The organism is Arsenicicoccus sp. UBA2120, assembly GCF_002330965.1.
Taxonomy (GTDB): domain Bacteria; phylum Actinomycetota; class Actinomycetes; order Actinomycetales; family Dermatophilaceae; genus Arsenicicoccus; species Arsenicicoccus bolidensis.
This window is the reverse complement of record NZ_DCYC01000008.1, coordinates 12,845-34,883: the sequence shown is the minus strand read 5'-3', so window position 1 is coordinate 34,883 and position 22,039 is coordinate 12,845. Positions and strand designations below refer to the sequence as shown.

Here is a 22,039-nt window from a genome sequence, read left to right as displayed (position 1 = left end):
CCTTAGGAACTCATCCGCCCGACTTCGCACCCCAGGTCGATGTGCCGAGCTCAGGCGGATCTGTCGACGCTGGCCCCTCCAGCGAGAGGCGGGGGTCCGCGACGTCGGCCCAATAGCACTTGCTATAATGCCCGCATGGGGATGAGCTTGCACGACGTTGCGCGTCACACCGACGAGGTCACCGCCCAGGCGCGGGCCGACCTCGTGAGCGCCGTGAGGCGGGCCGCCTCCGCAGGCATGACCCAGACGGAAATCGCCCGGCAGATCGGTCGAAGCCAGCCGGAGGTCTCACGGCTGCTGCGCTTCCACGGCACGTCCCCGAGGGCTCGGGTCCTGCGAGCCAACGCCGACCGGGTCCGCGAGATCGTGGGTGGGGCCGGGGGGAACCGCGTGCGCGTGTTCGGGTCGGTGGCCACCGGCAAGGACGGACCGGCCTCCGACGTCGACCTCGTTTTCTCCGCAGGTCGGACGTTGAGCCTCATGGAGCTGGGCCGCGTCGAGGGCCGACTCGCCGAGCTGCTCGGGATGCCCGTCGACCTCGTGCCTGAGTCCGCGCTCCGACCCAACATCCGCGAACGGGTCCTCGCCGAAGCGGTCACGCTGTAAGGTCGACGGACGAGCTGCTCAGGGAAGCCCTCTTCCACTTCACGCTCGCCGTCGACTACGCCAACGCCACTGCCGACGACCAGATGGCGGTTGATGCGGCCTCCATGCGGATGTCGGCCGGCATCGAGACCCTCAACCGACTAGACCCCTCCGTTCGCGACCAGCTGTTCGGTGGAAGCTGGCCGCTGATGTGGGGGATGCGCAATCGAATCGCCCACGGATATCTCCTGGTGGATCCCGAGACCATCCGCCGCACCGCTCAGACCGACATCCCCTGGATCACGAGCGTGATCCGAGACTCCCTCGCCTGACGGCGTCACCGGGCAGGCGGGAGACGACGACGAGTGATCAGGTGCGGTCCAGGCATCTGCGGCTGCCCGGGCCGCATGACGCCTCGCCGCATCTCGCCCGGCCCACACGACCGAGCGCTTCCTCCGGCTCCTGCCTGATGCGCGCCAGGGTCGAGACCCCCATCGCGAGGCTGCTGAGGCTGCGGACGCCGGGCTCGTCGTCGAGCAGCTGCGTACGGCACGGTGTCGGATGCAGTTCTACGACGTGGGCGCCGTCGTGTGGATCCTGCGCACGTGCGTCTGGTGGGTGCCGGACTCCGCCGCCGATCGGTACCTGGACGAGCTGCGTGAGCTGGACCGGTCGATGAAGCACTGCGGATCGGGCGGTGGCCCACTCGACGCGCCACCTGGTCGAGGCCCGCCGCCCAGCGAGGTGAGCGCACCCTCCGACCTGCTCGCACCGGCCGTATGACGTCCCGCCACATCTCGCCGGGCTCGCCCCCCGAACGACTGTGCACGTGCTGCCGCCACCGTCCTCGCCGCGCTGGCACGCCTGCGTCGGCACCACCGCTGACGCGTCAATCCCGAGCCCGGGCCTCGCGGACGTCCTGCACGAGCCGAGGAGTGCGCCACCGCGTGACGGCGCCGAACCACTCGGTGGCCGGGTAGGAGAGCCGCACCACGAAGTAGTTGACGTGCTTCACGACGGCGAACGCCCACACCCCGACGACGAGCACGGCGGCCCCCGGCCTCGACGGCCAGTGGAGGGCGATGACGACGAGGCCGGCGGCGAGCAGGGTCGGGTTCAGCACGCGCAGGGCCTGATAGGCGCCTGCCATCGCGCGTGGCATCGTCGAGTGCGGCGTCCAGGTCCGCGCCGCCAGCCAGTAGGCGCCGGCCTCGACGAGGACGGTCAGCAGCGGAGCCAGCCCTCCCCAGAGGGCCCGGGACTCCGTGGGGGTCAGCCGTGGCGGCGCCATCTGGAGCGCGGCCACCAGGAACACCCCGGCGGCGACGAGCTCCCCCACCCCGAGGCTCAGATAGCGGCGGCGGAGGGCGGCCTCACGGTCTCGATCCATGGCTCCGATGCTGGCACGTATGACGGAGTGGGTCAGGTCAGGCGCGAGCGGATCCCGTCGACGAGCAGCTCCAGGCCGTAGGCGAACCGCTGGTCCGGGTCGTCCGGCGCCACGCCGGGGCCGGCCGAGGCGACGCCGAAGGCCTGCATCTGGGCGTGGCCCTGCTCGTCGACCGCGTGCCCCATGACGAAGTGCAGCACGCCGGCCGCGGCGGCCCGGGCATCAGGCGCGCGCAGCCCCGCCCGGTGCAGGATCGCCACCAGCCCGCGCGTGGGGTCCACGCCCTCGGCACGCATCGAAAGGACCGACGCGACCAGCTCGGCCCCGTCGCGGTGGGAGGAGAGGGCCGCGCGCAGGCCGTGAGCCCACGACCGCACCTGCCCGTCCCAGTCGAGCCGGGGGTCCGGCGCCGCCACCTGGCCCAGCATCGACTCGGCGATGGCGGTGAGCAGCGACTGCTTGTTGGCGAAGTGCCAGTAGAGCGCCGACGGCTGCACCTCGAGCGCACCGGCGAGCTTGCGCATGGACAGGTCGGCGAAGCCGTACGCGTCGAGCGTGCGGATCGCCTCGTCGAGGACGGCCTGCCGCGTGAGCGCCATACGGGCTCTCCTCCTGACCGTGGGGCGGGGCGGGGCGGGACGAGAGCCCGGCCACACCAGGGCCCCTCACGTTGAGCGACCACCACCTCCTAGTTAACATGAACAGCGTTCATTGAACGGTGTTCATGACGCCGCTGACCGCTCGACGAGGAGAACCCCATGGACCTGCAGGCGATGGCGACGCGCGGCTGCGCCGGCGACCCGTGCACCCGCGAGGAGGCGCTGGCGGTGCTCGCCCTGCCCGACTCGGCCGTCCTCGACCTGGTGGCCACGGCAGGCCAGGTGCGGCGCGCGTTCTTCGGCAACCGGGTCAAGATGAACTACCTGGTCAACCTCAAGTCCGGCCTCTGCCCGGAGGACTGCTCCTACTGCAGCCAGGCCCGCGGCTCCGAGGCGGACGTGCTCAAGTACTCCTGGCTGAGCAAGGACAAGGCGGTCGAGGCCGCCACCGCGGGGATCGCCGGCGGCGCCGCGCGAGTGTGCCTCGTCGCGAGCGGCCGCGGCCCCTCCGACCGCGACATCGACAAGGTCACCGGCATCGTCGAGGCCATCAAGGACGCCGACCCGGCCGTCGAGGTGTGCGCCTGCCTCGGCTTCCTCAAGGGCAACCAGGGCGACCGGCTCAAGGCCGCCGGCGTCGACGCCTACAACCACAACCTCAACACCGCGGAGAGCAAGTACGACCAGATCTGCTCCACCCACACCTACGCCGACCGCGTCGACACGGTCCGGCAGGCGCACCTCGCCGAGCTGTCGGCCTGCTCCGGCTTCATCGCGGGCATGGACGAGACCGACGAAGATCTGGTCGACCTGGCCTTCGCCCTCCGCGACGTGGGCGCGGACTCGATCCCGGTCAACTTCCTGCTGCCGTTCGAGGGCACGCCGATGGCCGGCCACGGGATGATCAGCCCCCAGCGCTGCCTCAAGATCCTGGCGATGATCCGCTTCGTCAACCCCACGACGGAGATCCGGATGGCGGCCGGGCGCGAGGTGCACCTGCGGACCATGCAGCCGATGGGGCTGCACGTCGCGAACTCGATCTTCCTCGGCGACTACCTCACCAGCGAGGGCGCACCCGGCCGCTCGGACCTGGAGATGCTGCGGGACAACGGGTTCGTGCCCGAGGGGGCTCCGGACGACTGGGCCGAGCGGCTCGACGCGATCGACGTGAGCTCGTATGCCGAGCCGGCTGCCCCCAGCGGGTGTGGCGGTCACGCCGGCGGATCCGGTTGCGGGGGTTGCGGATCCGCGGGATCCGGCTGTGGTGGTCACGCGGCGGACGAGTCGGCCGCGAGCCAGCAGACGCAAGGCCGGCAGTCGTCCGGGGAGAGCGGCGCGCCCGCGGCCTCGTCAGGCTTCTCGGCGGCGGCGGCCTTCGACGCCCCTGTCGTCAGCCCCCGCCGCCGTGGTGCGGGCACGCAGCTGCCCGCCAACGTCTGACCGGCCTCCGGCCGGATCTACCTGAGGTAGTCACATCGACCTGGCGTGCGAAGTCGGGCGGATGTGACGACCTGAGGTAGGTCAGCCGAAGCGGGCGACGTTGCGGGCGCGGGCGCGCTCGGCCATCTCCTCGCGGCTGCGCGGCGGCGCCGTGGTCACGAGCTCGTCGAGCAGCGCCGAGGTGGCGACGGTGATCTGCTCGACCGCGCGGGCATAGGCGTCCTCGTTGGCCTTGGACGGCTTGGGGGAGCCGGCCACCTTGCCGACGTACTGCAGGGCGGCGGCCTCGATCTCCTCCTGCGTCGTCGACGGGTCGACGTTGTGCAGGACGCGGATGTTGCGGCACATGCGGCAACCATAGGCAGCCGCTCGACCAGGCAGGAGAGGTTGGCGCAGGTGCAGCCGTTCAGTCGAGACGGCCTCGACGCACCGTGACCACCAACGGGGCCACACGGGTGATCGCTGGCATTCGACACGCACGAGCGTCGCCGAGCCCCGTCACCGTGATCAGGTGGTCGGCATCGCCTGCATCTCGGCGATCTCCTTGCGCTGGCCCGTGATGATGGCCTGCGCGAGCTTCTTGACCGCGGGGTCCTGCGTGGTCGTCAGGACGTCCTCGGCCATGCTCACCGCGCCCTCGTGGTGGCCGATCATGGCCTTGACCCAGGCTGCGTCGAAGGCCGGGCCCTGCATCCCCGACAGCGCCTTGAGGTCGCCCTCGCTGACCATGCCCTCCATGGGCATCGCGTGGTCGCCCGCCGAGACCGGGGCTCCCCAGCCCTTGAGCATGGCTGTCATCTGGTCGATCTCGGGCTGCTGGGCCGCCTGGATCCGTCGGGCGAGGTCCTGCACCGTGGCCGACGCACCGTGACCGGCGAGAGCCATCTCCGCCAGGTCGAGCGCCTGGGCGTGGTGCGGGATCATCATCTGCGCAAACATCACGTCGCCCGCCCGGCCCTGCATCGGCGTCGCCCCGGAGGTGGCGCCCGTCGATGCAGGGGCGCTCGAGCTGCCCGAGGCTGACGAGCTTGAGCCGTGACCGGCGTGGGCGTCGCCGGCTGCCGTGCTGGTGGTGGCGGTCGTGCTCGTCGCGCCGCCCTCGCTCGACCCGCAGGCGGCGAGCAGGCAGCCGAGGGCAGCGACGACGGCGACGGATGCGGTGGGGCGACGCATGGGGGCTCCTGACGTTCGAGGTGCTGGGGCAGATCTGCTTGTCTCCCAGCCTAGGTCGTCGGCCCCCGCCTGTGCCGGGCGCCCTGGCCGTATGTCGCCCGCCCGCTCGCACGCCGCGCCGGTGCACGGCGCGGCCCGGCGACCACGCGGGTCGCCGGGCCACGGCATACGGGCTCCGTCAGGCGCTGATGGACTCGCTCAGGCCGCCGGACCAACCCAGGCGGATATGCCTACCTCAGGTAGGTCCATCAGCCTGGCGAACGAGGGCCGGTCGATGCCTCTACCGGCGGCCGAGTCATCAGCCTGGCGAACGAAGGCCGGTCGATGCCTCTACCGGCGGTAGGTCAGGAGGTGGCGAGGGCGCGGTCCAGGCCGGCGCGCACGTCCGCCACCAGGTCCTCGGTCGCCTCGATGCCGATCGACAGGCGCAGCAGCTGGTCGCCGATGCCGGCCACCTCGCGCGCCTCCGGCGTCATCGACGCGTGCGTCATCGTCGAGGGGTGCACGACCAGCGACTCGACGCCGCCGAGCGACTCGGCCAGCGAGAAGCACTGCAGCCCGTCGAGGAAGGCCCGCACCTGCGCCTCTCCGCCGGCGAGCTCCAGCGACACGATCGCGCCATACCCGTCCTGCTGCGAGGTCGCGAGCTCGTGGCCGGGGTGCGACGCCAGGCCGGGATAGAGCGCGCGCGACACGGCGGGGTGCTCGGCGATCAGCTCGGCGACGGCGCGGGCGTTCTCCTCGTGGGCCTTCATGCGGGTGTGCAGCGTGCGCAGGCCGCGCAGGGTCAGATAGCTGTCGAAGGGGCTGCCGGTCAGGCCGAGGACGTTGGCCCACCAGGCCAGCTGCTCGTGCAGCTCCTCGGTCGCGCCGACGATCGCGCCGCCGACGACGTCGGAGTGGCCGTTGACGTACTTGGTGGTGGAGTGCAGCACGACGTCGCAGCCGAGCTCGATCGGGCGGCACAGCAGCGGGGACAGGAAGGTGTTGTCCGCGACCACCGTCGCCCCGACCTCGTGCGCGGCCGACGCCACGGCGCGGACGTCGGTGATGCGCAGCAGCGGGTTGGACGGGGTCTCGATCCACACGACCGTCGGGGCCTTGTCGGCGCGCAGCGCGGCCTCGACCTGCGCCGGGTCGGTGTAGTCCACCGTCACGACCTCGAACGCGCCCTTGCGCGACAGCGAGTCGAACAACCGCCAGGTCCCGCCGTAGCAGTCGTGCGGAACGACCACGGTCTGGCCGGGCGACAGCAGCGCGGACACGACGACGGTGATCGCGCCCATGCCGGTGGTGGTGACGACGCCCCCGGCACCGCCCTCGAGCGTGGCGAGCGCGTCGCCGAGCAGGTCACGCGTGGGGTTGCCGCTGCGCGTGTAGTCGTAGCGGCGAGGGGTCCCGAGCTCCTCGAACGTGTAGTTGCTCGAGAGGTAGATCGGGGGGACGACCGCGCCGTGCGCCGGGTCGGTCTCGAGTCCGGTGCGGATCGCGCGGGTGAGGCGGGAGAGCTCGGTCATGGTGTCGCCTTTCGCAGTCTGAGCGGGCCCAGTCCTGCGGTCGACCATGAGGGAGCGGTATGCCGGACGCGCCGGCGTATCGACCCATCTGCCGGTGGGCCGCGAGGCCCCCGCAGGACTTGGCACCTGACCCTCGGGGTGTCCCCCTCGGGCGGTTGCCCCGGCGTCGTCGGGCCTGTCCCTCAGCCGGTCGTGATGGATGTGCCTGCACCCTAGCCGCCCGCCACGGGGTGGACAGTCGGTGTCCAGCACTCGGGCGCCCAGCGACCGCCGGCCTGCTACGGCTGGGGCTGCTTGTTGGCGACGTACTGCACGCGCTGCCCCTGCACGACCTCCTCGGCCAGCGTGGCCAGCTTGATGTTGAGGTCCTGGCTGGTCTTGCGCAGCCGCTCGAAGGCCTCGTCGTCGTCGACCTTGTGGGCGGCCATGAGCAGACCGACCGCCTTGCCGATCTCGCGCGAGGTGCCGAGGGCCCGCTCGAGGTTGGCGCTGTCGTTCTGCGCCCGCACCGTCATGACGGCCACGGACGCGAACGACGCCAGGACGGCCGCCTGGTCCACCGAGGTCGTCGTGAACGCGTCGGCGGTGTCGGAGAACAGGTTGAGCGCCCCGACCTTCTCGCCGTCGAGCAGGATGCGATAGCCGATGAGGCCGCGCACCGTCGTCTCCGCGACGACGCGGCGGGCCAGCTCGGGCCACTGCGAGCCGTCCACGAGGTTGGGGTCGTGCTGGAAGGACTCCTCCACGATCGCGTCGACGCACGGCCCGTCGTCGACGGCGAGCTCCAGGTCGTCCACGGCGAGGGCGACGTCGTCGGTCGCGGCGGCGCTGTAGAACCGGCCGGCCCGGTCGACCAGCATCATGGACGCGTGGTCGCAGCCGTCGACGAGCTCGACGGCCGCGGCGACGACGGCCTGGTAGACGGCCTGCGCCTCGGGGCGGCCGTGGATCAGGGTGTTGAGCCGGGCGAAGACCTCGGTGGGCTCCACGCTGCTGCCGGGCATGGAGCCTCCAAGCGGTGATGACGCGTCGTTGACCAGGAGTCTAACGACGCGTCACCTCTTGTCATGACGCGAGGGTCTCGATCGCGGTCCCGAGCCTCGGGAGCGCCTCCACGACGTGCTGCTTGGCCTTGGGGCGGACGCCGTTGTAGATCGTGGCGATCGCGGCGTGCCGAGGGTTGGCGGCGCGGGTGTCGCTGACCGACAGCAGGGCGTCGGCGGCCTGGTCCCCGTGGGAGGTCAGGTAGGCGCCGAAGGTCTGGTCGCCGCGCGCGTCCCACAGCGGCTGGAGGGAGGCGGCGGCGTCCGGCAGCATGCCGTTGACCGCACGCCGGACGACGCCGTCGTTGACCTTCTTGACCGCGCCGTAGGCCGTCTTGATGATCGCGCCGCCGACGCCGCGCTTGCCGGCCACCTCGGCGTCGATGACGCCCACGAGGGTGTCGACGACGGTGTCACGCCGGGAGGGTGCGAGCAGGGTCTCGGTCAGGGAGGTGGACATCGTGGAGCCTTCCGGTCGGGAGGGTGGGCGACGGCGGGAGAGGCCGTATGCCGGGGGCCGCCCGCACGACAGGTCGCCGCGAGCGCCCGGCCGACGCCCACCCTAGGTCGGCGCGACGGTCGGCGCGACCCGCACGGCCCACCGCACCAGCGGGCCGCAGTCGGGCCAGGACGACAGGGGCCCGGACGGCACCACCCGGCCGTCCAGCACCCGTCCATCGGCGGGATCGAGGCGCGCGTGCAGGTGGGCCATGGGGCGCAGGGCCAGCGGCTCGCTCAGATCGAGGGTCATGGTGCGGTCGGTCCGACCGCTGAGGTGGACGAACCCATCCAGGTCGGAGAGCCAGCCCGGCACCGGGTCCTCGCGCAGTCGCAGCTCTCGTCGCACCCGCGCCTGCAGGATCTCGTCGCCGAGCAGGCGGGCCAGGATCGCGAGCGCGGTGGTGGTGACGACGTTCTCGTGGTCGATCAGGGCGGACACGAGCCAGCGCGAGTCGAGCTCGGGGCCGTCTCGCTCGACCTCGTCGAGCAGCGCGGACACCTCGAGCAGGACGTCCAGGTGGGTGCCGGCGCGGACGACCTCGCCCAAGCGAGCCACGACCGGGGGCACCGCGGCGCCGGGCAGCTCGCGACCCACCGGGTGCCCGCGTCGCGACCGCTCCCGCGCACGGCGCTCCCGACGGCGGCGCTCGTCGTCGGAGGGAGGGGACATGGATCCGACGCTAGCGACCACCTCGATGTTTCGCCTCCCGAGACGCCTGGTCCCGTCAGGCGACCACTCCGTCGACGTAGGTCATCGCGCCGCGCTGCACGACGCGCGGGTCGGTCAGCGGCACGGACCGCACCACCTCGGCCGGCGTCCGGGGCGGCGCGAGCTCGCCGGCGCGGTGCATGGCGTCGAGCAGCAGGTCGCTACCCGGGCGGCCCCGCGTGAGGCTGGACAGATAGAGGGTGCCGCCCGGCCGGACCCAGCCCGCCAGCCGCGTGACCAGCGCCTCCGCGTCGGGGACGAGGTGCACGACGCCGAGGCAGGCGACCGTGTCGGCCGCCCGCTCGCGCAGCGGCAGGACGTCGAGGTCGGACTGCACCAGCACCACCTCGCCGCGGCGGGCCAGCCGCTCCTCGGCCCGCAGCAGCACCGCCAACGAGCGGTCGACGAGCAGGAGCGGGCGCCGGGACCGGGCGTACAGGTCGGCGGTGAGGGCCAATCCCCCGCAGGCGACGTCCACCAACGGTCCGCGCCGCGACGCGAGGGCGGAGCGGGCGAAGGACCGCTGGTCCACCGGGTCCAGGCCCCAGGCGGTGCGCAGGTATCCGCGCGAGGCCGCGAGGGCGTCATACCCCTCGGCACCGCGATCGCGGGGCGCCGAACGAGCACTCAGCCCGGAGGTGGTCGACCACACCCGACCGGCCACCCGGTGCAGCGCGTCCGGGCGGTCGAGCAGGTCGGCGCACCAGCCGGGCAGCGGAGCCGCTGGGCGATCGGTCGGCGTGCGCATGGGACCTCCACGGACGATCACGGGTGACGCTGGTTGCGCCAGTCTGGCAGGGCGTCGCGCAGCAGGGGCGCGATCGGGACCGCCACCCGGGCCGTCGACTCCCAGTGCTCGCGCTCCCGGCGGCGCACGTCGACCGCGAGGACGTTGAGGACCTGCTGGACGGCCGCGAGCGTGGACCCCCGCAGCATCCACTGCCCCGTCTCGGAGTGCGGGTCCACCAGCATGAGCTCGGTGAGCACCGCGCGGGTCTCGCCCAGCGTCTCGAGGGTCTGCTCGAGCTGCTCCTCGACGTCGCCGATCTCGGCGCCCGCCTCCGAGGCCACCAGGTCGCCGAAGGCACGTAGGCAGTCGGCCACGTCGGACAGGACGACGCTGAACGCGACGCGGACCTCCTCGCTGTAGCCGTCGTCCTCGCCGTCGGGCGGCGCGCTCTCGACCATGAGCAGCAGCAGGCTCCGGACCGCGAGCTGGCACTGCTCGAGCCGGTCCAGGCCGGTGCGCAACGGCGGCTCGGCACTCACCGACGCGAGGGCCCGTGGGTTGAGGCGGCGGGCGTCCTTGACCTGCTGGACGAGCGTGGTGGCCCGGGCCACCCGGGTGCTGAGGCCACGGACCTCGTCCAGCCACTGCTCGCAGTCCTGGCGCACCAGCGGGGTCGTCGCGAGGCTGTCCGCCACGCGGTCCACCGCCTCGGCCAGCTCCAGCGCCACCCAGCGCACCGACGAGGTGGCGGCGCGCGTGGGGATCGTCGGGGGAAAGAACAGGTTGATGCCGACCCCGACGAAGGCGCCGATGAAGGTCGTGATCACCCGGGTCTCGACGGCGAGCTCCTGCCCGCCCGCCGAGAGGATGAGCATCGCGGAGATCGGTGTCTCCAGGGCCTGGTCGCCGAGGCGGAAGACCTTGGCGAGGGTCAGCGACGAGCCGATCGCGATGGCGAGGGACCACCAGGTCAGCCCCACCATGCTCGACACGGTGACGGCGACGAGCACGCCCGTCAGCACCGCCCCCACCCGGACCGCCCCCATGCGCACCGACGACAGCGTCGAGGCCTGGCAGACGAGGATCGCGGTCAGCGCGCCGGTCAGGTCGATGGCGCCGTCGGTCAGGGCGACCGTGAGCAGGTAGGCCAGCACCCCCGCGACCGTCAGGCGGCCGACCTGCATGACGGTCGGTCGCAGCCGGCGCGGCACGTCGAGCCATCGGGTGGGCCCTCCGGGCCAGATCCGCGACCACGCCGTGGCCGCCACGCGCCGCGGGCTCCGCGCGCGCACACCGGGCGACGTCATACGGCCAGGTTGTCACGACAACCCGGCCGTATGGCGGACGAGGAGGCCGACGACGGCGTCGGCAGCGGCAGCGGGCGCGGCTAGAGCGCGGAGATCTCGCTGACGATCGCGTCGAGCCGCGACTGCGGGATCTTGCCGGAGGCCATCTTCATGGCCTTCTCGGCCTTCATGCCCTTGGCCATCCCGATCATCGGGTGCGACGTCAGCCCGGGGGCGTGCTTGTCGAAGATCTCGACGGCCTGGGGGTCCTTGAGCAGGTCCCCGATGGTCGTCGTGCTGATGTCGTACTTGCCCATGACGTGCCTTCCTTACCGATCGGTAGCGGTGCTGGCACCAGTGTGCCCGGCCCCGGGTGGTGCCCAGGACCTTCGTGGTCCATCCCACACGGATGGACCACGGCGCGCACCCGCGGGCACGGTGCACCACCCGACTCGCCGGACGGCACAATAGGTCCAGACCCGCACGAGCCACGAGGAGCCCCCGGTGAACGATCTGCTGACCAGCTATGTCGAGTCCCGCACCGTCGACGCGACGTTCGCGACCACCCAGGGCGAGGCCGTGCTGACGATGGTGCACGAGCTCCCCAGCACCCCCGAGGAGACCTGGGCCCTCATCACCGACCCCGGGCTCGCCGCCACCTGGTCCCCCGTCGTCGGCGACCGCCCCCTCGACACCGTCGGTGCGGCCACCTCCCGCGAGAACGCCGACGACGAGCCCGTCGACGCCGAGGTGCTGGTCGCCGAGCCCACTCGAGAGCTGGTGCACCGCTGGGGCAACGACGAGCTGCGGTGGAGCATCGCCCCGCACGCCGAGGGCTCGCGGCTCACCCTGCGCCAGGTGCTCGAGGACCCCACCCAGGCCAGCTCCCTCGCCGCGGGGTGGCACCTGTGCCTGTCCGGCCTCGAGGCCCGGGCCGCCGGCCACGACGTGACGCGTCCCGTCGGTCCCGAGGCGGCCCGCCGCTACGGCTGGGAGCAGCTGCGCGACGGTTACGACGTGCTGTTCGCCCAGCAGCAGCACTGACCTGCGGCCCCCCGACCAGCACCGACCTCGGTCAGATCCGGAAGTCCTGCTCGATCTTGGTGAGCCGGAAGCGCGCCAGCGCCAGGTTGGCGCGCGCCCGGTCCAGGACGAGGTAGAGGAACAGTCCCTGCCCCTCGCGGCTCGAGACGGGTCGGATGATGTGGTACTGCCGACCGAGGGTGATCAGGATGTCCTCGATCTCGTCGTCCAGGCCCAGCGCCTCCATCGTGCGGAGCTTGGCCTGCACCACCGAGCTGTTGCCCGCCGCCGCGACGTGCAGGTCCACCGCGGGTGGATCGCCACCGGTCGCGAGCGTCATACCGCTGCTCTGGTCCACCAGGGCCGCCCCCAGCGCGCCCTCGATGCCGAGGCAGTCGGTCATGGCCTGGGCGAAGTCGGTCATGGGGTCGTCTCCTGCGGGGTTTGCGACGAGGGGAGCGCGCAGCGGGGGAAGCGCTCGTCGTCACCCTAGTGAAGCACTCCCCCTCTTGGGTGGCGCCCAGGTGACGATGCGTGACCTACCCGGTCCAGCCCCTACCCTGGTCGCTCGTGACCATCACGAGGGCGCGCAGCCCGTTCATGCGCTGGTTCCTCGACGCCGAGGAGGCCGACCCGGGCGGCTTCTACGAGCGCGAGGAGGAGGCTCTCCGGCAGGACGACGTCCACCCCTGGTGGAAGGTCATGTGCCTGACCGGCGTCGACTACTTCTCCACGCTCGGCTACCAGCCGGGCATCGCGGCGCTGGCCGCCGGCGCCCTGGCGCCGATCGCCACCCTCGTGCTGGTGGTCATCACCCTCTTCGGCGCCCTCCCGATGTACCGCCGGGTCGCCGTCGAGAGCCCGCACGGCGACGGCTCCCTGTCGATGCTGCAGAAGCTCCTCACCTACTGGCCGAGCAAGCTGCTGGTGCTGACGCTGCTCGGCTTCGTCATGACCGGGTTCATCATCACGATCACCCTGTCCGCGGCCGACGCCACCGCCCACCTCGTCGAGAACCCCCTGCTGCACGCGACCCTCGGCGGCCACGAGGTCCTCCTCACCCTGACGCTGCTGCTGGCTCTCGGTGCGGTGTTCCTCAAGGGCTTCTCCGAGGCCATCGGCGTCGCCGTCGTGCTCGTGATCGTCTACCTGTCGCTCAGCGCCGTCGTCGTGGTCGACGGCCTCATGGCCATCGTCGCCAACCCGTCGCTGATCAGCGACTGGGGTGCCGCGATGACGGCGAGCCACTCGGCGCCGTTCGGGATCATCGCGGCAGCCCTGCTGGTCTTTCCGGCCCTGGCGCTCGGCCTGTCCGGCTTCGAGACCGGCGTGGTGGTCATGCCCCTCATCCAGGGCGACCCGGGCGACACCCGCGCCAAGCCGCGCGGCCGCATCCGCAACGCCAAGAAGCTCCTGACCACGGCCGCCTGCATCATGAGCGTCGCGCTGCTCGGGTCGTCCTTCGTCACCACCCTGCTGATCCCGCCGGCCGCGTTCAGGCCCGGCGGGGAGGCCAACGGGCGGGCCCTGGCCTACCTGGCGCACGAGCGGCTCGGGGACACCTTCGGGACGGTGTACGACGTGACCACGGTCGGCATCCTGTGGTTCGCCGGGGCCTCGGCGCTCGCGGGGCTGCTCAACATCGTCCCCCGCTACCTGCCGCGCTACGGCATGGCCCCGGACTGGGCGCGCTCGACCCGCCCACTGGTCTGCGTCTTCGTCCTCATCGCCGCGATCGTCACCGTGCTGTTCGAGGCCAAGGTCGACGCCCAGGCCGCGGCCTACGCCACCGGGGTGCTGGCGCTGATGACCTCCGCGGCCGTGGCGGTGTTCCTCACCGAGCTGCGCCGCAGGCACCGGCGGACCTCGATCGTCTTCGGCGTGGTCAGCGCGATCTTCGTCTACACCTTCGTCGTGACGATGGCCTCGCACGCGGGCGGCCTGGTGATCGCCCTGGTCTTCGTCGCGCTGATCATGATCATCAGCCTGTGGTCGCGGGTGACCCGCAGCCGTGAGCTGCGCGTGGCCGGCGTCGAGATCGACGACGCCGCCGACGTCGTCCTCGCCCGGGCCGCGCTCGGCCGCCAGCCGATCCGCTTCATCGCCAACAAGATGCAGGCCGGTGACCTGGACGAGTACGACGAGAAGGAGCGCATCGTCCGCGAGCGCAACCACATCTCGCCAAAGGACCAGATCGTCTTTCTCGAGGTGCGCATCAACGACGCCAGCGACTTCACCTCACCGGTGCAGGTCACGGCGGGCCGCGCCGGCACCCACCAGATCCTGCGCTGCTCCGGCACCTCGGTCTCCAACGTGCTCGCGGCCTTCCTGCTCTACGTCCGCGACCTCATGCCCGAGCCGCCGCACGCCTACTTCGAGTGGAGCGAGCGAGACCCGATGGACAACGTCCTGCGCTTCCTGTCCGGCGGCGAGGGCGACATCCCGCCGCTGACGCACGAGATCCTGCGCATCGCCGAGCCGGACCCGGCCAAGCGGCCCCGCGTGCACGTCGGGGGCTGACGGGTCAGTAGGTCTGCAGCCCGCGCGCCCGGAACTGCTCGCGCACCCGCTCCACCAGCTCCGGCGGCGCCGGGGGCGTGTCCGCGAGGGGGTAGTCCACGCCGAGGGTCTCCCACTTGTCCCGCCCCATCTGGTGGAACGGCAGGACCTCGACGCGGGTGACCGTCGACAGCCGGGCCACGTGGTCGGCGACGGCGGCGACGTTGTCCGGCGCGTCGGTCAGGCCGGGCACGCAGACGAAGCGGACCCAGGTCTCGACGCCGTGCTCGGCCAGGCGGCGCGCGAAGCGCAGCGTCGGCTCGAGCTCGCGGCCGGTGACCTCGCGATAGGTGTCCGGCAGCCCGGACTTGATGTCGAGGAGCACCAGGTCGAGGTCGGCGAGCATCTCGTCGGTGGCGTTGGCGCCGAGATAGCCCGAGGTGTCCACGCACGTGTGGATCCCCAGCTCCTTGGCCGCGCGGAGCAGCCGACCGGTGAACGCCGGCTGCAGGAGCGGCTCGCCCCCGGAGATGGTAAGGCCGCCGTGCGTGGCACGGAAGACCCCGCGATAGCGCCGCAGCCGTGCGACGAGGTCGGCCAGCAGCACCGGCTCGCCCTTGGCGGAGTAGAAGGTGTCGGGGTTGTGGCAGAACTGGCAGCGCAGGGGGCAGCCGGCGAGGAAGACGGTCAGGCGGGTGCCGGGACCGTCGACCCCCGTCACCAGCTCCCACGAGTGCAGCGAGCCGAGCTCACCGGCGCGCACCGCCTCGAGGTGCTCGTGGTGCGACATCTCCCCCGCCGACGCGATGCCCGCGGTGCCGCGGCCGGTCGCCCTCAGCCGGGGGACGACCGGGAGGTATGCCGGACCGCCCGGGCCCGCGCCGACCCCGTCAGGCGTCGTGGTGGAAGGTGCGGGAGAGGACGTCACGCTGCTGGTCCTTGGTGAGCTTGACGAAGTTCACGGCGTAGCCGGAGACACGGACGGTGAGGTTCGGGTACTTCTCGGGGTGCTCCATGGCGTCCTCGAGCGTGCCGCGGTCGAGCACGTTGATGTTGGCGTGGAAGAGGCCGGGCGTGGTGCCACGCTCGGCGCGCGCGGCGGTCATCTCGGCGACGCGCTCGGCATAGGTCCTGGTCGACATGGGGGTCTCCGTCCTGCTGATGGGTGCGGTGGGTGCGGTGGTCGTGGTCTGTGACGGTGCTCTGGGCGGGTGGTCTGTGCGAGTGGTCCGTGCAGGTGCTCCGGCAGGGTCAGCAGCCGGGCACGAAGCCGGCGTCGAGGATCCCGACCAGGTTGCCGACCTGCTCGTCCTTGGTGCGCCCGAGGCCGGCCGGCGTGATCGTGTTGGTGAGGGAGATGCCGTCGAGGGCGTCCTCGTAGTCGAGCTTGCCGACGGACAGCATCGAGGCGAGCATGCCGTGGCTGTCCATGCCGTTCTCGGGGTTGGCGCCCGGGGCGAACGGCGTGCCGGCCTCGTGACCCGACGGGAACGCGCCGGTGTTGCGGCCGTAGACGACGTTGGACGTGATCGTCAGCACCGACTGGGTGGGGATCGCGTCGCGATAGAGCGGGATCTCCTTGATCTTGGCCATCACCGTGTGGACCACGGCCGCCGCGATCTCGTCGGCCCGGTCGTCGTCGTTGCCGTAGACGGGGAAGTCGCCCTCGGTGACGTAGTCCACGACCAGGCCGGTCTCGTCACGCACCGGGGTGACGGTGGCGTAGCGGATGGCGGCCAGGGAGTCGGCGACGATGGACAGCCCGGCGATGCCGCAGCCCATCGTCCGCACGATCTCGGAGTCGTGCAGCGCCATCTCCATCGCCTCGTAGGCGTAGCGGTCGTGGCAGTAGTGGATGATGTTGAGGGCCTCGACATACGTCCCGACGACCCAGTCGAGCATCTCCTCGTAGCGCTGCCACACGTCGTCGAAGTCGAGCGGCCCGTCGCCCCGGACCGGCTCGTGGCCCTCGACGACCTGCTTGCCGGACATCTCGTCGCGGCCCCCGTTGATGGCATAGAGCAGGGCCTTGGCGGCGTTGACCCGCGCCCCGAAGAACTGCATCTGCTTGCCGATCCGCATCGGGGACACGCAGCACGCGATCGCGGCGTCGTCGCCCCAGTGACCGCGGATCTGCTCGTCGGCCTCGTACTGCAGCGACGAGGTCTCGATCGAGATCGCCGCGCAGAAGTCCTTGTAGCCCTCGGGCAGCGAGGGGTCCCAGAAGATCGTGATGTTGGGCTCCGGCGCCGGGCCGAGGTTGCGCAGCGTCTGCAGCAGCCGGAAGGACGTCTTGGTGACCAGCGTGCGCCCGTCCTCGCCGAGGCCGGCGTCCGACCAGGTGGCCCAGTAGGGGTCGCCGGAGAAGATCTGGTCGTAGTCGATGGTCCGCAGGAAGCGCACGATCCGCAGCTTGATGACGAGCGCATCGATGATCTCCTGGGCGCCCTCCTCGGTGAGGGTGCCGGCGGCCAGGTCACGCTCGACGTAGACGTCGATGAAGCCCGAGAGCCGGCCGATGCTCATGGCCGCACCGTCCTGGGACTTCACCGAGGCGAGGTAGCCGAAGTAGGTCCACTGCACCGCCTCCTGCGCGGTGCGGGCCGGACGCGACAGGTCGAAGCCATAGCTCTCACCCATCCGCCGGAGCTTCGTGAGGGCCTTGATCTGCTCGGCGTGCTCCTCGCGGTAGCGCGCCCAGTGCTCGCTGAACGGCTGGTCCGCGACCGCGTCGCGGTCCCGCTCCTTGGCCGCGATCAGCGCGTCCACGCCGTAGAGCGCGACCCGGCGGTAGTCACCGATGATGCGACCGCGGCCGTAGGAGTCCGGCAGCCCCGTGATGATGTGCGCCGAGCGCGCGGCGCGGATGCGGGGGGTGTAGATGTCGAAGACCGCCTCGTTGTGCGTCTTGCGGTGCTTCGTGAAGATCTCCTTGACCCGCGGGTCGGGCTCCTTGCCGGCCTCGGTGATCGCGGTCTCGACCATCCGCCAGCCGCCGGCCGGCATCATCGCGCGCTTGAGCGGCACGTCGGTCTGCAGGCCGACCACGACGTCGTCCTGCTCGCAGATGTAGCCCGCCGGGAAGGCGTCGACGTCGGCCGGGACGTGCGTCTCGACGTCGTAGACGCGACGGGCCCGCTCCACCGAGAGGTAGTCGCGCTCCAGGGTGTCCCAGGTCGCGAGCGTCTTGGCCGTGGGGCCGGCCAGGAAGGACGCGTCACCCTCGTAGGGGGTGTAGTTGCGCTGGACGAAGTCACGGACGTCGATCTGCTGCTGCCACGGGCCGGGGGCGAACCCCTCCCACTCCGGCGCTGCGGCGGCGTCGGCCACCGGGACGGTGCGGGTCGGGGCGGACGTGACGGTCATGGGGGCCTTCCTCGACGGCGATGCCCGCGCCCGGACGGGGCGCGGGCATCGATGCCTGCTATGTGGTACGACCAATCTACGGACCGGACACCGGGCCACACGCGGGACCCCCACCCCTCTCGACGGGCATCCACCATCCGAGACGGACCGTCCGGTCGCCTGAGTGACCCGGCGGTGAGCGTCGCGGGCCCGGTCGAGATAGCCCGGTCGAGGGAGCCCGGTCGAGGGGGTGCCACCGTAACGGCGACCGTCAGGAGGTCCAGGCGCGCCAGAGCGCGGCGTACTCGCCGTCCTGGGCCATGAGCTCGTCGTGGGAGCCGAGCTCGGCGACCCGCCCGTCGATGACGACCGCGATCCGGTCGGCGTCGTGGGCGGTGTGCAGGCGGTGCGCGATCGCGACGACGGTGCGGCCGGTGAGCAGGGCGTTCATCGAGCCCTCGAGGTGGCGGGCGGTGCGCGGGTCGATCAGGGAGGTCGCCTCGTCGAGGACCAGCGTGTGCGGGTCGGCGAGGATGAGCCGGGCCAGCGCGATCTGCTGGGCCTGGCCCGGGGTGAGCGGGGCGCCGCCCGAGCCGAGCTGCGCGTCGAGTCCCTGCGGGAGCGCCTCGACCCACTCCCACGCGTCGACCGCCCGCAGCGCCTCGACGACCTGCTCGTCGGGGGATCCCTCGCGGGCGAGGACGACGTTGTCGCGGACCGATCCCATGAAGACGTGGTGCTCCTGGGTCACCAGGGCGACCTCGGTGCGCAGCACGTCCAGGGGCAGGCGGGTCAGCTCGACGCCGCCGACGGTGACCGACCCCGTGCGCGGGGCGTGGATGCCGGACAGCATGCGCCCGAGCGTCGACTTGCCGGATCCGCTGGGCCCCACGATGGCGAGACGCTCACCGGTCAGCAGCGTCACGTCGATGCCGTGCAGGACGTCGTGGCCCTCGCGGTAGGCGTAGCGCAGGTCGCGGCCCTCGAGGGTGCGCCCGTGCGGCAGGTCCGGACCGGCCTCGCGGTCGGGCGGGACGGTGGCGATGCCGAGCAGGCGCGTGGTGGACGCCATCCCCACCTGGACGCGGTCGACCGTGTGCACGAGCAGGTCGAAGGGCCCCCACACGGCCTCGATGTAGAGCATGGCCGCCGTGATCTGACCGAGCGTCGCCCACCCCTGGGCGTAGCCGACCGCCCCCAGCGCGAGCGTCAGCGCCCGCGGGAGGCTGAACGCGACGTCCATGACGATGAACAGCAGGTTGCGCAGGGTCAGGGTGTAGCGCTCGGCCTGCGCGGACTCCTCGATGTCGCGGACACCCCGGGCTCGCCGGCTCTCGGCCAGGCGCAGCGCCTCGACGGTGCGCGCGCCCTCGACGGTCTCGGTGAGGGTCGTGTTGATCTGGGAGTAGGTGCCCGACTCGGTGAGGTAGCCCGAGGGTGCCCGCCGCAGGTAGCGGCGGATCTGGATCATGGCGAGCGCGGACAGCACGTAGGTCGGCAGGGCCAGCCAAAACGAGTTGGCCCCCATGGCGACGAGGGTGAGCAGCACGGTGACGCCCGAGATGATCGCCTCGGGCAGGGCCCAGCGGACGCTCTCGCTCATGGTGCCGACGTCGCGGGTCACGCGGGTGACCAGGTCGCCGGTGCTGGCCTGCTCGACGCGGGACAGCGGCAGGCGCAGGATCGCGCGGATGACGTGCTCGCGGGCCTGGGCCAGGATGCCCTGGCCCATGACGGCCGAGGACAGCTTGGCGACGTAGGTGAACAGGGCCTGCAGCACCACCACGGACCCGACGAGGATCGCGATGGTGGTGGCGGCGTCCAGCGCCTCGGTGGTGGCCCCGCGCTGGACCCGGCCGACGGTGTCGTCGACGAGCCCGCCGAGCAGCCGCGGCACCATGAGCCCGGCGACGGCGGCCAGCGCGTTGGCCAGGACGACGACCACGACGAGGGTGCGGCGCTGCCACAGCAGGGACCCGAGGAAGGTGCGCACCGCGGACTCGGACGCGACCGGCAGGCCGCGGCGTGGCCCCATGGCCTCGGCGACGAACGACCGCGCCCGCTGCTCGCGCAGGCGGTGACGCTCGCGCAGGGCCCGCACACGCTCCACCGGACCCGCCTGGCCCGGGGGCAGCAGGCGAGGGTCGAGACCCCGGTCCGGTCCATCGAGGCGGTCGGGGACGGCGCCGGCATCGCCCGTGGCACCGGCACCGGCAGCAAGCCCGGTCGCCGGTCGTGCATCCCGCCAGGTGTCGGCCGAGCTACGCGCGATCTCGGGGGCCAGCAGGTCGGTCATCGGTCGTCCTCCCCTCGCACGACGACGGAGCGGTATGCCGTGTCGCCCGCCAGCAGCTCGTCGTGACGCCCCTGCGCGACGACCCGCCCGTCGACGAGCAGGGCGATCTCGTCGGCGTGGTGGAGCAGGAGCGGGGAGGCCGTCATCACCACGGTGGTGCGCCCGGCGCGGTGCCGGGCGAGGCGCCCGGCGATGCGGGCCTCGGTGTGGGCGTCGACGGCAGAGGTCGGCTCGACGAGGACCAGCACCTCGGGGTCCGCGGCGAGCGCGCGGGCCAGGACGAGACGCTGCCGCTGCCCGCCGGACAGGCCGCGCCCCCGCTCGTCGAGGATGCCCTGCCAGCCGCCGGGCAGGGCGTCGTAGACGTCCTCGGCGGCGGCGCTGTGCAGCGCCTCCTCGGCCTGCTCGCGGGACAGCCGGCCGAGCGGGTCGACGGCCTCCTGCAGCGTGCCGGCGAAGACCTGGGAGGCGGTGTCGCTGACGAGGATCCGCTCACGGACGGTCGCGAGCTCGACGTCGCCGAGGTCGACCCCGCCGTAGGTGACGCCCCACGCCTCGGCGGCGCGCTCCCGGTCGGCGAGCACCAGCGCCTGACGGGCCTGCTCGCGACGGCGGCGCTCGTCACGGGCGGCGCGGCCCTTGAGGTCCTCGGGCAGGTCGGCGCTCACGACCGCGGAGGGGTCACCCGGGAGGTAGCGGCCGAGCCGGTCGGCCACGGCGGCGCTGTCGTCGGGGACCGCGGACACGACCATCGTCAGGACACCGGGACGCACGACCAGTCCGCTCCCGTGGTCCACCAACGGCGCGGGCCCGACGGGCAGCACGGAACCAGCCTGCGCGGCGGGCTGCCACGGCGGCTCCTGCTCGAGGACCGCCTTGGCCTTGCGGGCGGAGACGACCGAGCGCGTCCACTTCTGGGCGAACTCGAAGAACGTGCGCATGGGCTGCATGAGGAACAGGCCGTAGCCGAGGAAGGTCACGAGCTCCCCCACCGTGAGCTCGCCGACGGCGACCTGTCGCACGCCCAGCCACATCAGCGCCACCAGGAAGGCACCCGACAGCAGCACGCCGGCCGCGTCGACCGCGGCCTGCCACGCGCCGGCCCGCACGCCGGCGCCGCGCACGAGCTGGGACTGGCGGGCGTAGCCGTCGCCGAAGGTCGCCTCGCCGCCGATGCCGCGCAGGATGCGCAGGCCCGCGACGATGTCGGTGGCGCGGGAGGTCAGGTCGGAGTTGCGGGAGCGCTCGATGCCCTGCCAGTGCTCCATCGGCCGCAGCAGGGGCAGCGCCACCAGCACGAGGATCGGCGCGACGAGCAGGACCAGCAGGCCGAGCCGCACGGACATGGACAGCACGATCGCGGCGACGGCGAGGTAGGCGAGCAGCTGGGACAGCGCGCGCGTCGTGACCTCGACGAGGGCGCCGAACTGGTCGCCGTCGCTGGACGAGACCGACAGCACCTCGCCGGTCGGGGTGCGTCGCGGCAGGACGTGGCCCAGCTGCAGCGCCTTGTTGGTGACCAGGCGCGTCGTGCCGTAGAGGGCGACCAGCCACTCCGCGACGATCACCGAGTGGTAGGCGATGCCGCTGACCGCGCCCACCACGGTGATCACGAGCAGCCCGACCAGCCAGGTGGTCGTGGCGCCCGTGTCCCGGGCGACGATGCCGTCGTCGATGGCCCGTCCCAGCATCCACGGCCCCAGCGTCTGCGGCACCATCCAGATCGTCGCGAGCAGCAGGCCCACCGCGAACAACCGACCCTGCATCCGGATGACCGACCACAGCAGCCTCGCCGGCGTCCGGGTGTCCGGGACGACGGCGGCGGGATCGGCATACGAGCGTATGTCGGGAGGGAAGGCCAGCACCCTCGTCACTGTAGGTGCGGGGTGTGACAGACCCCCAC

Annotated in this window: 23 protein-coding genes and 1 riboswitch; of the genes, 6 read left to right on the top strand and 17 right to left on the bottom strand. The window is 72.2% G+C overall.

The genetic code is table 11. From position 1 onward, the window contains the following. The first annotated feature begins 141 nt into the window (after positions 1-141). From B2P18_RS00615 to B2P18_RS00605, 3 genes are all read left to right on the top strand, one after another. The gene (locus tag B2P18_RS00615) at positions 142-606 is read left to right on the top strand and encodes a nucleotidyltransferase domain-containing protein (RefSeq protein WP_205621886.1); all 465 of its coding nucleotides are present in this window, start codon (positions 142-144) and stop codon (positions 604-606) included. 14 nt (positions 607-620) lie between these two features. Next, complete coding sequence (locus B2P18_RS00610; protein WP_275442394.1) at positions 621-917, top strand: DUF86 domain-containing protein; 297 nt, start codon at positions 621-623, stop codon at positions 915-917. Positions 918-1,146: 229 nt separating this feature from the next. Further along, a complete protein-coding gene (locus tag B2P18_RS00605; protein ID WP_286955368.1) occupies positions 1,147-1,368 on the top strand; it encodes a hypothetical protein in 222 nt (73 codons plus the stop codon). 106 nt (positions 1,369-1,474) lie between these two features. Here the strand turns inward: B2P18_RS00605 and B2P18_RS00600 are convergent, their stop codons facing one another. Together B2P18_RS00600 and B2P18_RS00595 are read right to left on the bottom strand one after the other, a co-directional pair. Beyond that, on the bottom strand, positions 1,475-1,975 hold the full coding sequence (locus B2P18_RS00600) for a hypothetical protein (protein WP_286955367.1): 501 nt from the start codon (positions 1,973-1,975) through the stop codon (positions 1,475-1,477). 32 nt (positions 1,976-2,007) lie between these two features. Then, the gene (locus tag B2P18_RS00595; protein WP_286955365.1) at positions 2,008-2,574 is read right to left on the bottom strand and encodes a TetR/AcrR family transcriptional regulator C-terminal domain-containing protein; all 567 of its coding nucleotides are present in this window, start codon (positions 2,572-2,574) and stop codon (positions 2,008-2,010) included. Positions 2,575-2,733: 159 nt separating this feature from the next. Between B2P18_RS00595 and bioB the strand changes: the two genes are divergently transcribed. Continuing rightward, entirely contained in the window at positions 2,734-4,014 is a 1,281-nt protein-coding gene (gene bioB, locus B2P18_RS00590) for a biotin synthase BioB (RefSeq protein WP_286955361.1), read from the top strand. An 81-nt stretch (positions 4,015-4,095) separates the two neighbouring features. Here the strand turns inward: bioB and B2P18_RS00585 are convergent, their stop codons facing one another. The 9 genes from B2P18_RS00585 to B2P18_RS00545 form a co-directional block, all read right to left on the bottom strand. Further along, on the bottom strand, positions 4,096-4,362 hold the full coding sequence (locus tag B2P18_RS00585; protein ID WP_286955359.1) for a DUF2277 domain-containing protein: 267 nt from the start codon (positions 4,360-4,362) through the stop codon (positions 4,096-4,098). 159 nt (positions 4,363-4,521) lie between these two features. Next, positions 4,522-5,187 carry a DUF305 domain-containing protein gene (locus B2P18_RS00580; protein ID WP_286955357.1) on the bottom strand — a complete coding sequence of 222 codons (666 nt, stop codon included), beginning with the start codon at positions 5,185-5,187 and terminating at the stop codon, positions 4,522-4,524. Between the two features lie 344 nt (positions 5,188-5,531). Further along, positions 5,532-6,704, bottom strand: a complete 1,173-nt coding sequence (metB, locus tag B2P18_RS00575) for a cystathionine gamma-synthase (RefSeq protein WP_286955355.1) — start codon at positions 6,702-6,704, stop codon at positions 5,532-5,534. Positions 6,705-6,785: 81 nt separating this feature from the next. Beyond that, positions 6,786-6,906: riboswitch (SAM riboswitch) on the bottom strand. 76 nt (positions 6,907-6,982) lie between these two features. Then, the gene (locus B2P18_RS00570) at positions 6,983-7,708 is read right to left on the bottom strand and encodes a GAF and ANTAR domain-containing protein (RefSeq protein ID WP_286955353.1); all 726 of its coding nucleotides are present in this window, start codon (positions 7,706-7,708) and stop codon (positions 6,983-6,985) included. A gap of 61 nt (positions 7,709-7,769) precedes the next feature. Then, positions 7,770-8,207 carry a DUF6918 family protein gene (locus tag B2P18_RS00565; protein ID WP_239264490.1) on the bottom strand — a complete coding sequence of 146 codons (438 nt, stop codon included), beginning with the start codon at positions 8,205-8,207 and terminating at the stop codon, positions 7,770-7,772. Positions 8,208-8,309: 102 nt separating this feature from the next. Then, positions 8,310-8,918 (bottom strand): hypothetical protein, encoded by a 609-nt coding sequence (locus tag B2P18_RS00560; protein WP_286955350.1) that lies wholly within the window; start codon positions 8,916-8,918, stop codon positions 8,310-8,312. A gap of 55 nt (positions 8,919-8,973) precedes the next feature. Then, positions 8,974-9,705 (bottom strand): class I SAM-dependent methyltransferase, encoded by a 732-nt coding sequence (locus tag B2P18_RS00555; RefSeq protein ID WP_286955347.1) that lies wholly within the window; start codon positions 9,703-9,705, stop codon positions 8,974-8,976. A gap of 17 nt (positions 9,706-9,722) precedes the next feature. Further along, a complete protein-coding gene (locus B2P18_RS00550; protein ID WP_286955346.1) occupies positions 9,723-10,994 on the bottom strand; it encodes an FUSC family protein in 1,272 nt (423 codons plus the stop codon). A gap of 80 nt (positions 10,995-11,074) precedes the next feature. Beyond that, entirely contained in the window at positions 11,075-11,290 is a 216-nt protein-coding gene (locus tag B2P18_RS00545; protein WP_019286717.1) for a hypothetical protein, read from the bottom strand. Positions 11,291-11,477: 187 nt separating this feature from the next. Between B2P18_RS00545 and B2P18_RS00540 the strand changes: the two genes are divergently transcribed. Then, positions 11,478-12,017: an SRPBCC domain-containing protein gene (locus B2P18_RS00540; RefSeq protein WP_286955344.1), complete on the top strand. Its 540-nt coding sequence runs from the start codon at positions 11,478-11,480 to the stop codon at positions 12,015-12,017. 31 nt (positions 12,018-12,048) lie between these two features. On the opposite strand, the gene B2P18_RS00535 is transcribed toward B2P18_RS00540, so the two are convergent. Next, positions 12,049-12,420: a hypothetical protein gene (locus B2P18_RS00535; protein ID WP_286955342.1), complete on the bottom strand. Its 372-nt coding sequence runs from the start codon at positions 12,418-12,420 to the stop codon at positions 12,049-12,051. A gap of 146 nt (positions 12,421-12,566) precedes the next feature. Between B2P18_RS00535 and B2P18_RS00530 the strand changes: the two genes are divergently transcribed. Next, a complete protein-coding gene (locus B2P18_RS00530) occupies positions 12,567-14,516 on the top strand; it encodes an amino acid transporter (protein ID WP_286955340.1) in 1,950 nt (649 codons plus the stop codon). A 4-nt stretch (positions 14,517-14,520) separates the two neighbouring features. Here B2P18_RS00530 and pflA read toward each other — a convergent pair whose 3' ends face one another. The 5 genes from pflA to B2P18_RS00505 all read right to left on the bottom strand — a co-directional run bounded on the left by pflA (position 14,521) and on the right by B2P18_RS00505 (position 22,001). Continuing rightward, positions 14,521-15,423 (bottom strand): pyruvate formate-lyase-activating protein, encoded by a 903-nt coding sequence (pflA, locus tag B2P18_RS00525; protein WP_376783748.1) that lies wholly within the window; start codon positions 15,421-15,423, stop codon positions 14,521-14,523. Continuing rightward, positions 15,386-15,637 (bottom strand): autonomous glycyl radical cofactor GrcA2, encoded by a 252-nt coding sequence (grcA2, locus tag B2P18_RS00520; protein ID WP_019286722.1) that lies wholly within the window; start codon positions 15,635-15,637, stop codon positions 15,386-15,388. The genes pflA and grcA2 overlap by 38 nt, the downstream gene beginning before the upstream one ends. A gap of 109 nt (positions 15,638-15,746) precedes the next feature. Next, positions 15,747-17,861 carry a pyruvate formate lyase family protein gene (locus B2P18_RS00515; RefSeq protein WP_029211157.1) on the bottom strand — a complete coding sequence of 705 codons (2,115 nt, stop codon included), beginning with the start codon at positions 17,859-17,861 and terminating at the stop codon, positions 15,747-15,749. Positions 17,862-18,111: 250 nt separating this feature from the next. Next, positions 18,112-20,136, bottom strand: a complete 2,025-nt coding sequence (locus B2P18_RS00510; protein WP_286955337.1) for an ABC transporter ATP-binding protein — start codon at positions 20,134-20,136, stop codon at positions 18,112-18,114. After that, positions 20,133-22,001: an ABC transporter transmembrane domain-containing protein gene (locus B2P18_RS00505; RefSeq protein ID WP_286955335.1), complete on the bottom strand. Its 1,869-nt coding sequence runs from the start codon at positions 21,999-22,001 to the stop codon at positions 20,133-20,135. The genes B2P18_RS00510 and B2P18_RS00505 overlap by 4 nt, the downstream gene beginning before the upstream one ends. Positions 22,002-22,039 lie beyond the last annotated feature (38 nt).

Bases quoted from the DNA above. Each gene is read 5' to 3' on its own strand.
- B2P18_RS00585 (WP_286955359.1), bottom strand. From the start codon at position 4,362: ATGTGCCGCAACATCCGCGTCCTGCACAACGTCGACCCGTCGACGACG.
- B2P18_RS00550 (WP_286955346.1), bottom strand. From the start codon at position 10,994: ATGACGTCGCCCGGTGTGCGCGCGCGGAGCCCGCGGCGCGTGGCGGCC.
- B2P18_RS00555 (WP_286955347.1), bottom strand. From the start codon at position 9,705: ATGCGCACGCCGACCGATCGCCCAGCGGCTCCGCTGCCCGGCTGGTGC.
- B2P18_RS00545 (WP_019286717.1), bottom strand. From the start codon at position 11,290: ATGGGCAAGTACGACATCAGCACGACGACCATCGGGGACCTGCTCAAG.
- B2P18_RS00570 (WP_286955353.1), bottom strand. From the start codon at position 7,708: ATGCCCGGCAGCAGCGTGGAGCCCACCGAGGTCTTCGCCCGGCTCAAC.
- B2P18_RS00535 (WP_286955342.1), bottom strand. From the start codon at position 12,420: ATGACCGACTTCGCCCAGGCCATGACCGACTGCCTCGGCATCGAGGGC.
- B2P18_RS00515 (WP_029211157.1), bottom strand. From the start codon at position 17,861: ATGACCGTCACGTCCGCCCCGACCCGCACCGTCCCGGTGGCCGACGCC.
- B2P18_RS00510 (WP_286955337.1), bottom strand. From the start codon at position 20,136: ATGACCGACCTGCTGGCCCCCGAGATCGCGCGTAGCTCGGCCGACACC.
- B2P18_RS00605 (WP_286955368.1), top strand. From the start codon at position 1,147: ATGCAGTTCTACGACGTGGGCGCCGTCGTGTGGATCCTGCGCACGTGC.
- B2P18_RS00615 (WP_205621886.1), top strand. From the start codon at position 142: ATGAGCTTGCACGACGTTGCGCGTCACACCGACGAGGTCACCGCCCAG.
- B2P18_RS00580 (WP_286955357.1), bottom strand. From the start codon at position 5,187: ATGCGTCGCCCCACCGCATCCGTCGCCGTCGTCGCTGCCCTCGGCTGC.
- bioB (WP_286955361.1), top strand. From the start codon at position 2,734: ATGGACCTGCAGGCGATGGCGACGCGCGGCTGCGCCGGCGACCCGTGC.
- grcA2 (WP_019286722.1), bottom strand. From the start codon at position 15,637: ATGTCGACCAGGACCTATGCCGAGCGCGTCGCCGAGATGACCGCCGCG.
- B2P18_RS00600 (WP_286955367.1), bottom strand. From the start codon at position 1,975: ATGGATCGAGACCGTGAGGCCGCCCTCCGCCGCCGCTATCTGAGCCTC.
- metB (WP_286955355.1), bottom strand. From the start codon at position 6,704: ATGACCGAGCTCTCCCGCCTCACCCGCGCGATCCGCACCGGACTCGAG.
- B2P18_RS00565 (WP_239264490.1), bottom strand. From the start codon at position 8,207: ATGTCCACCTCCCTGACCGAGACCCTGCTCGCACCCTCCCGGCGTGAC.
- B2P18_RS00560 (WP_286955350.1), bottom strand. From the start codon at position 8,918: ATGTCCCCTCCCTCCGACGACGAGCGCCGCCGTCGGGAGCGCCGTGCG.
- B2P18_RS00595 (WP_286955365.1), bottom strand. From the start codon at position 2,574: ATGGCGCTCACGCGGCAGGCCGTCCTCGACGAGGCGATCCGCACGCTC.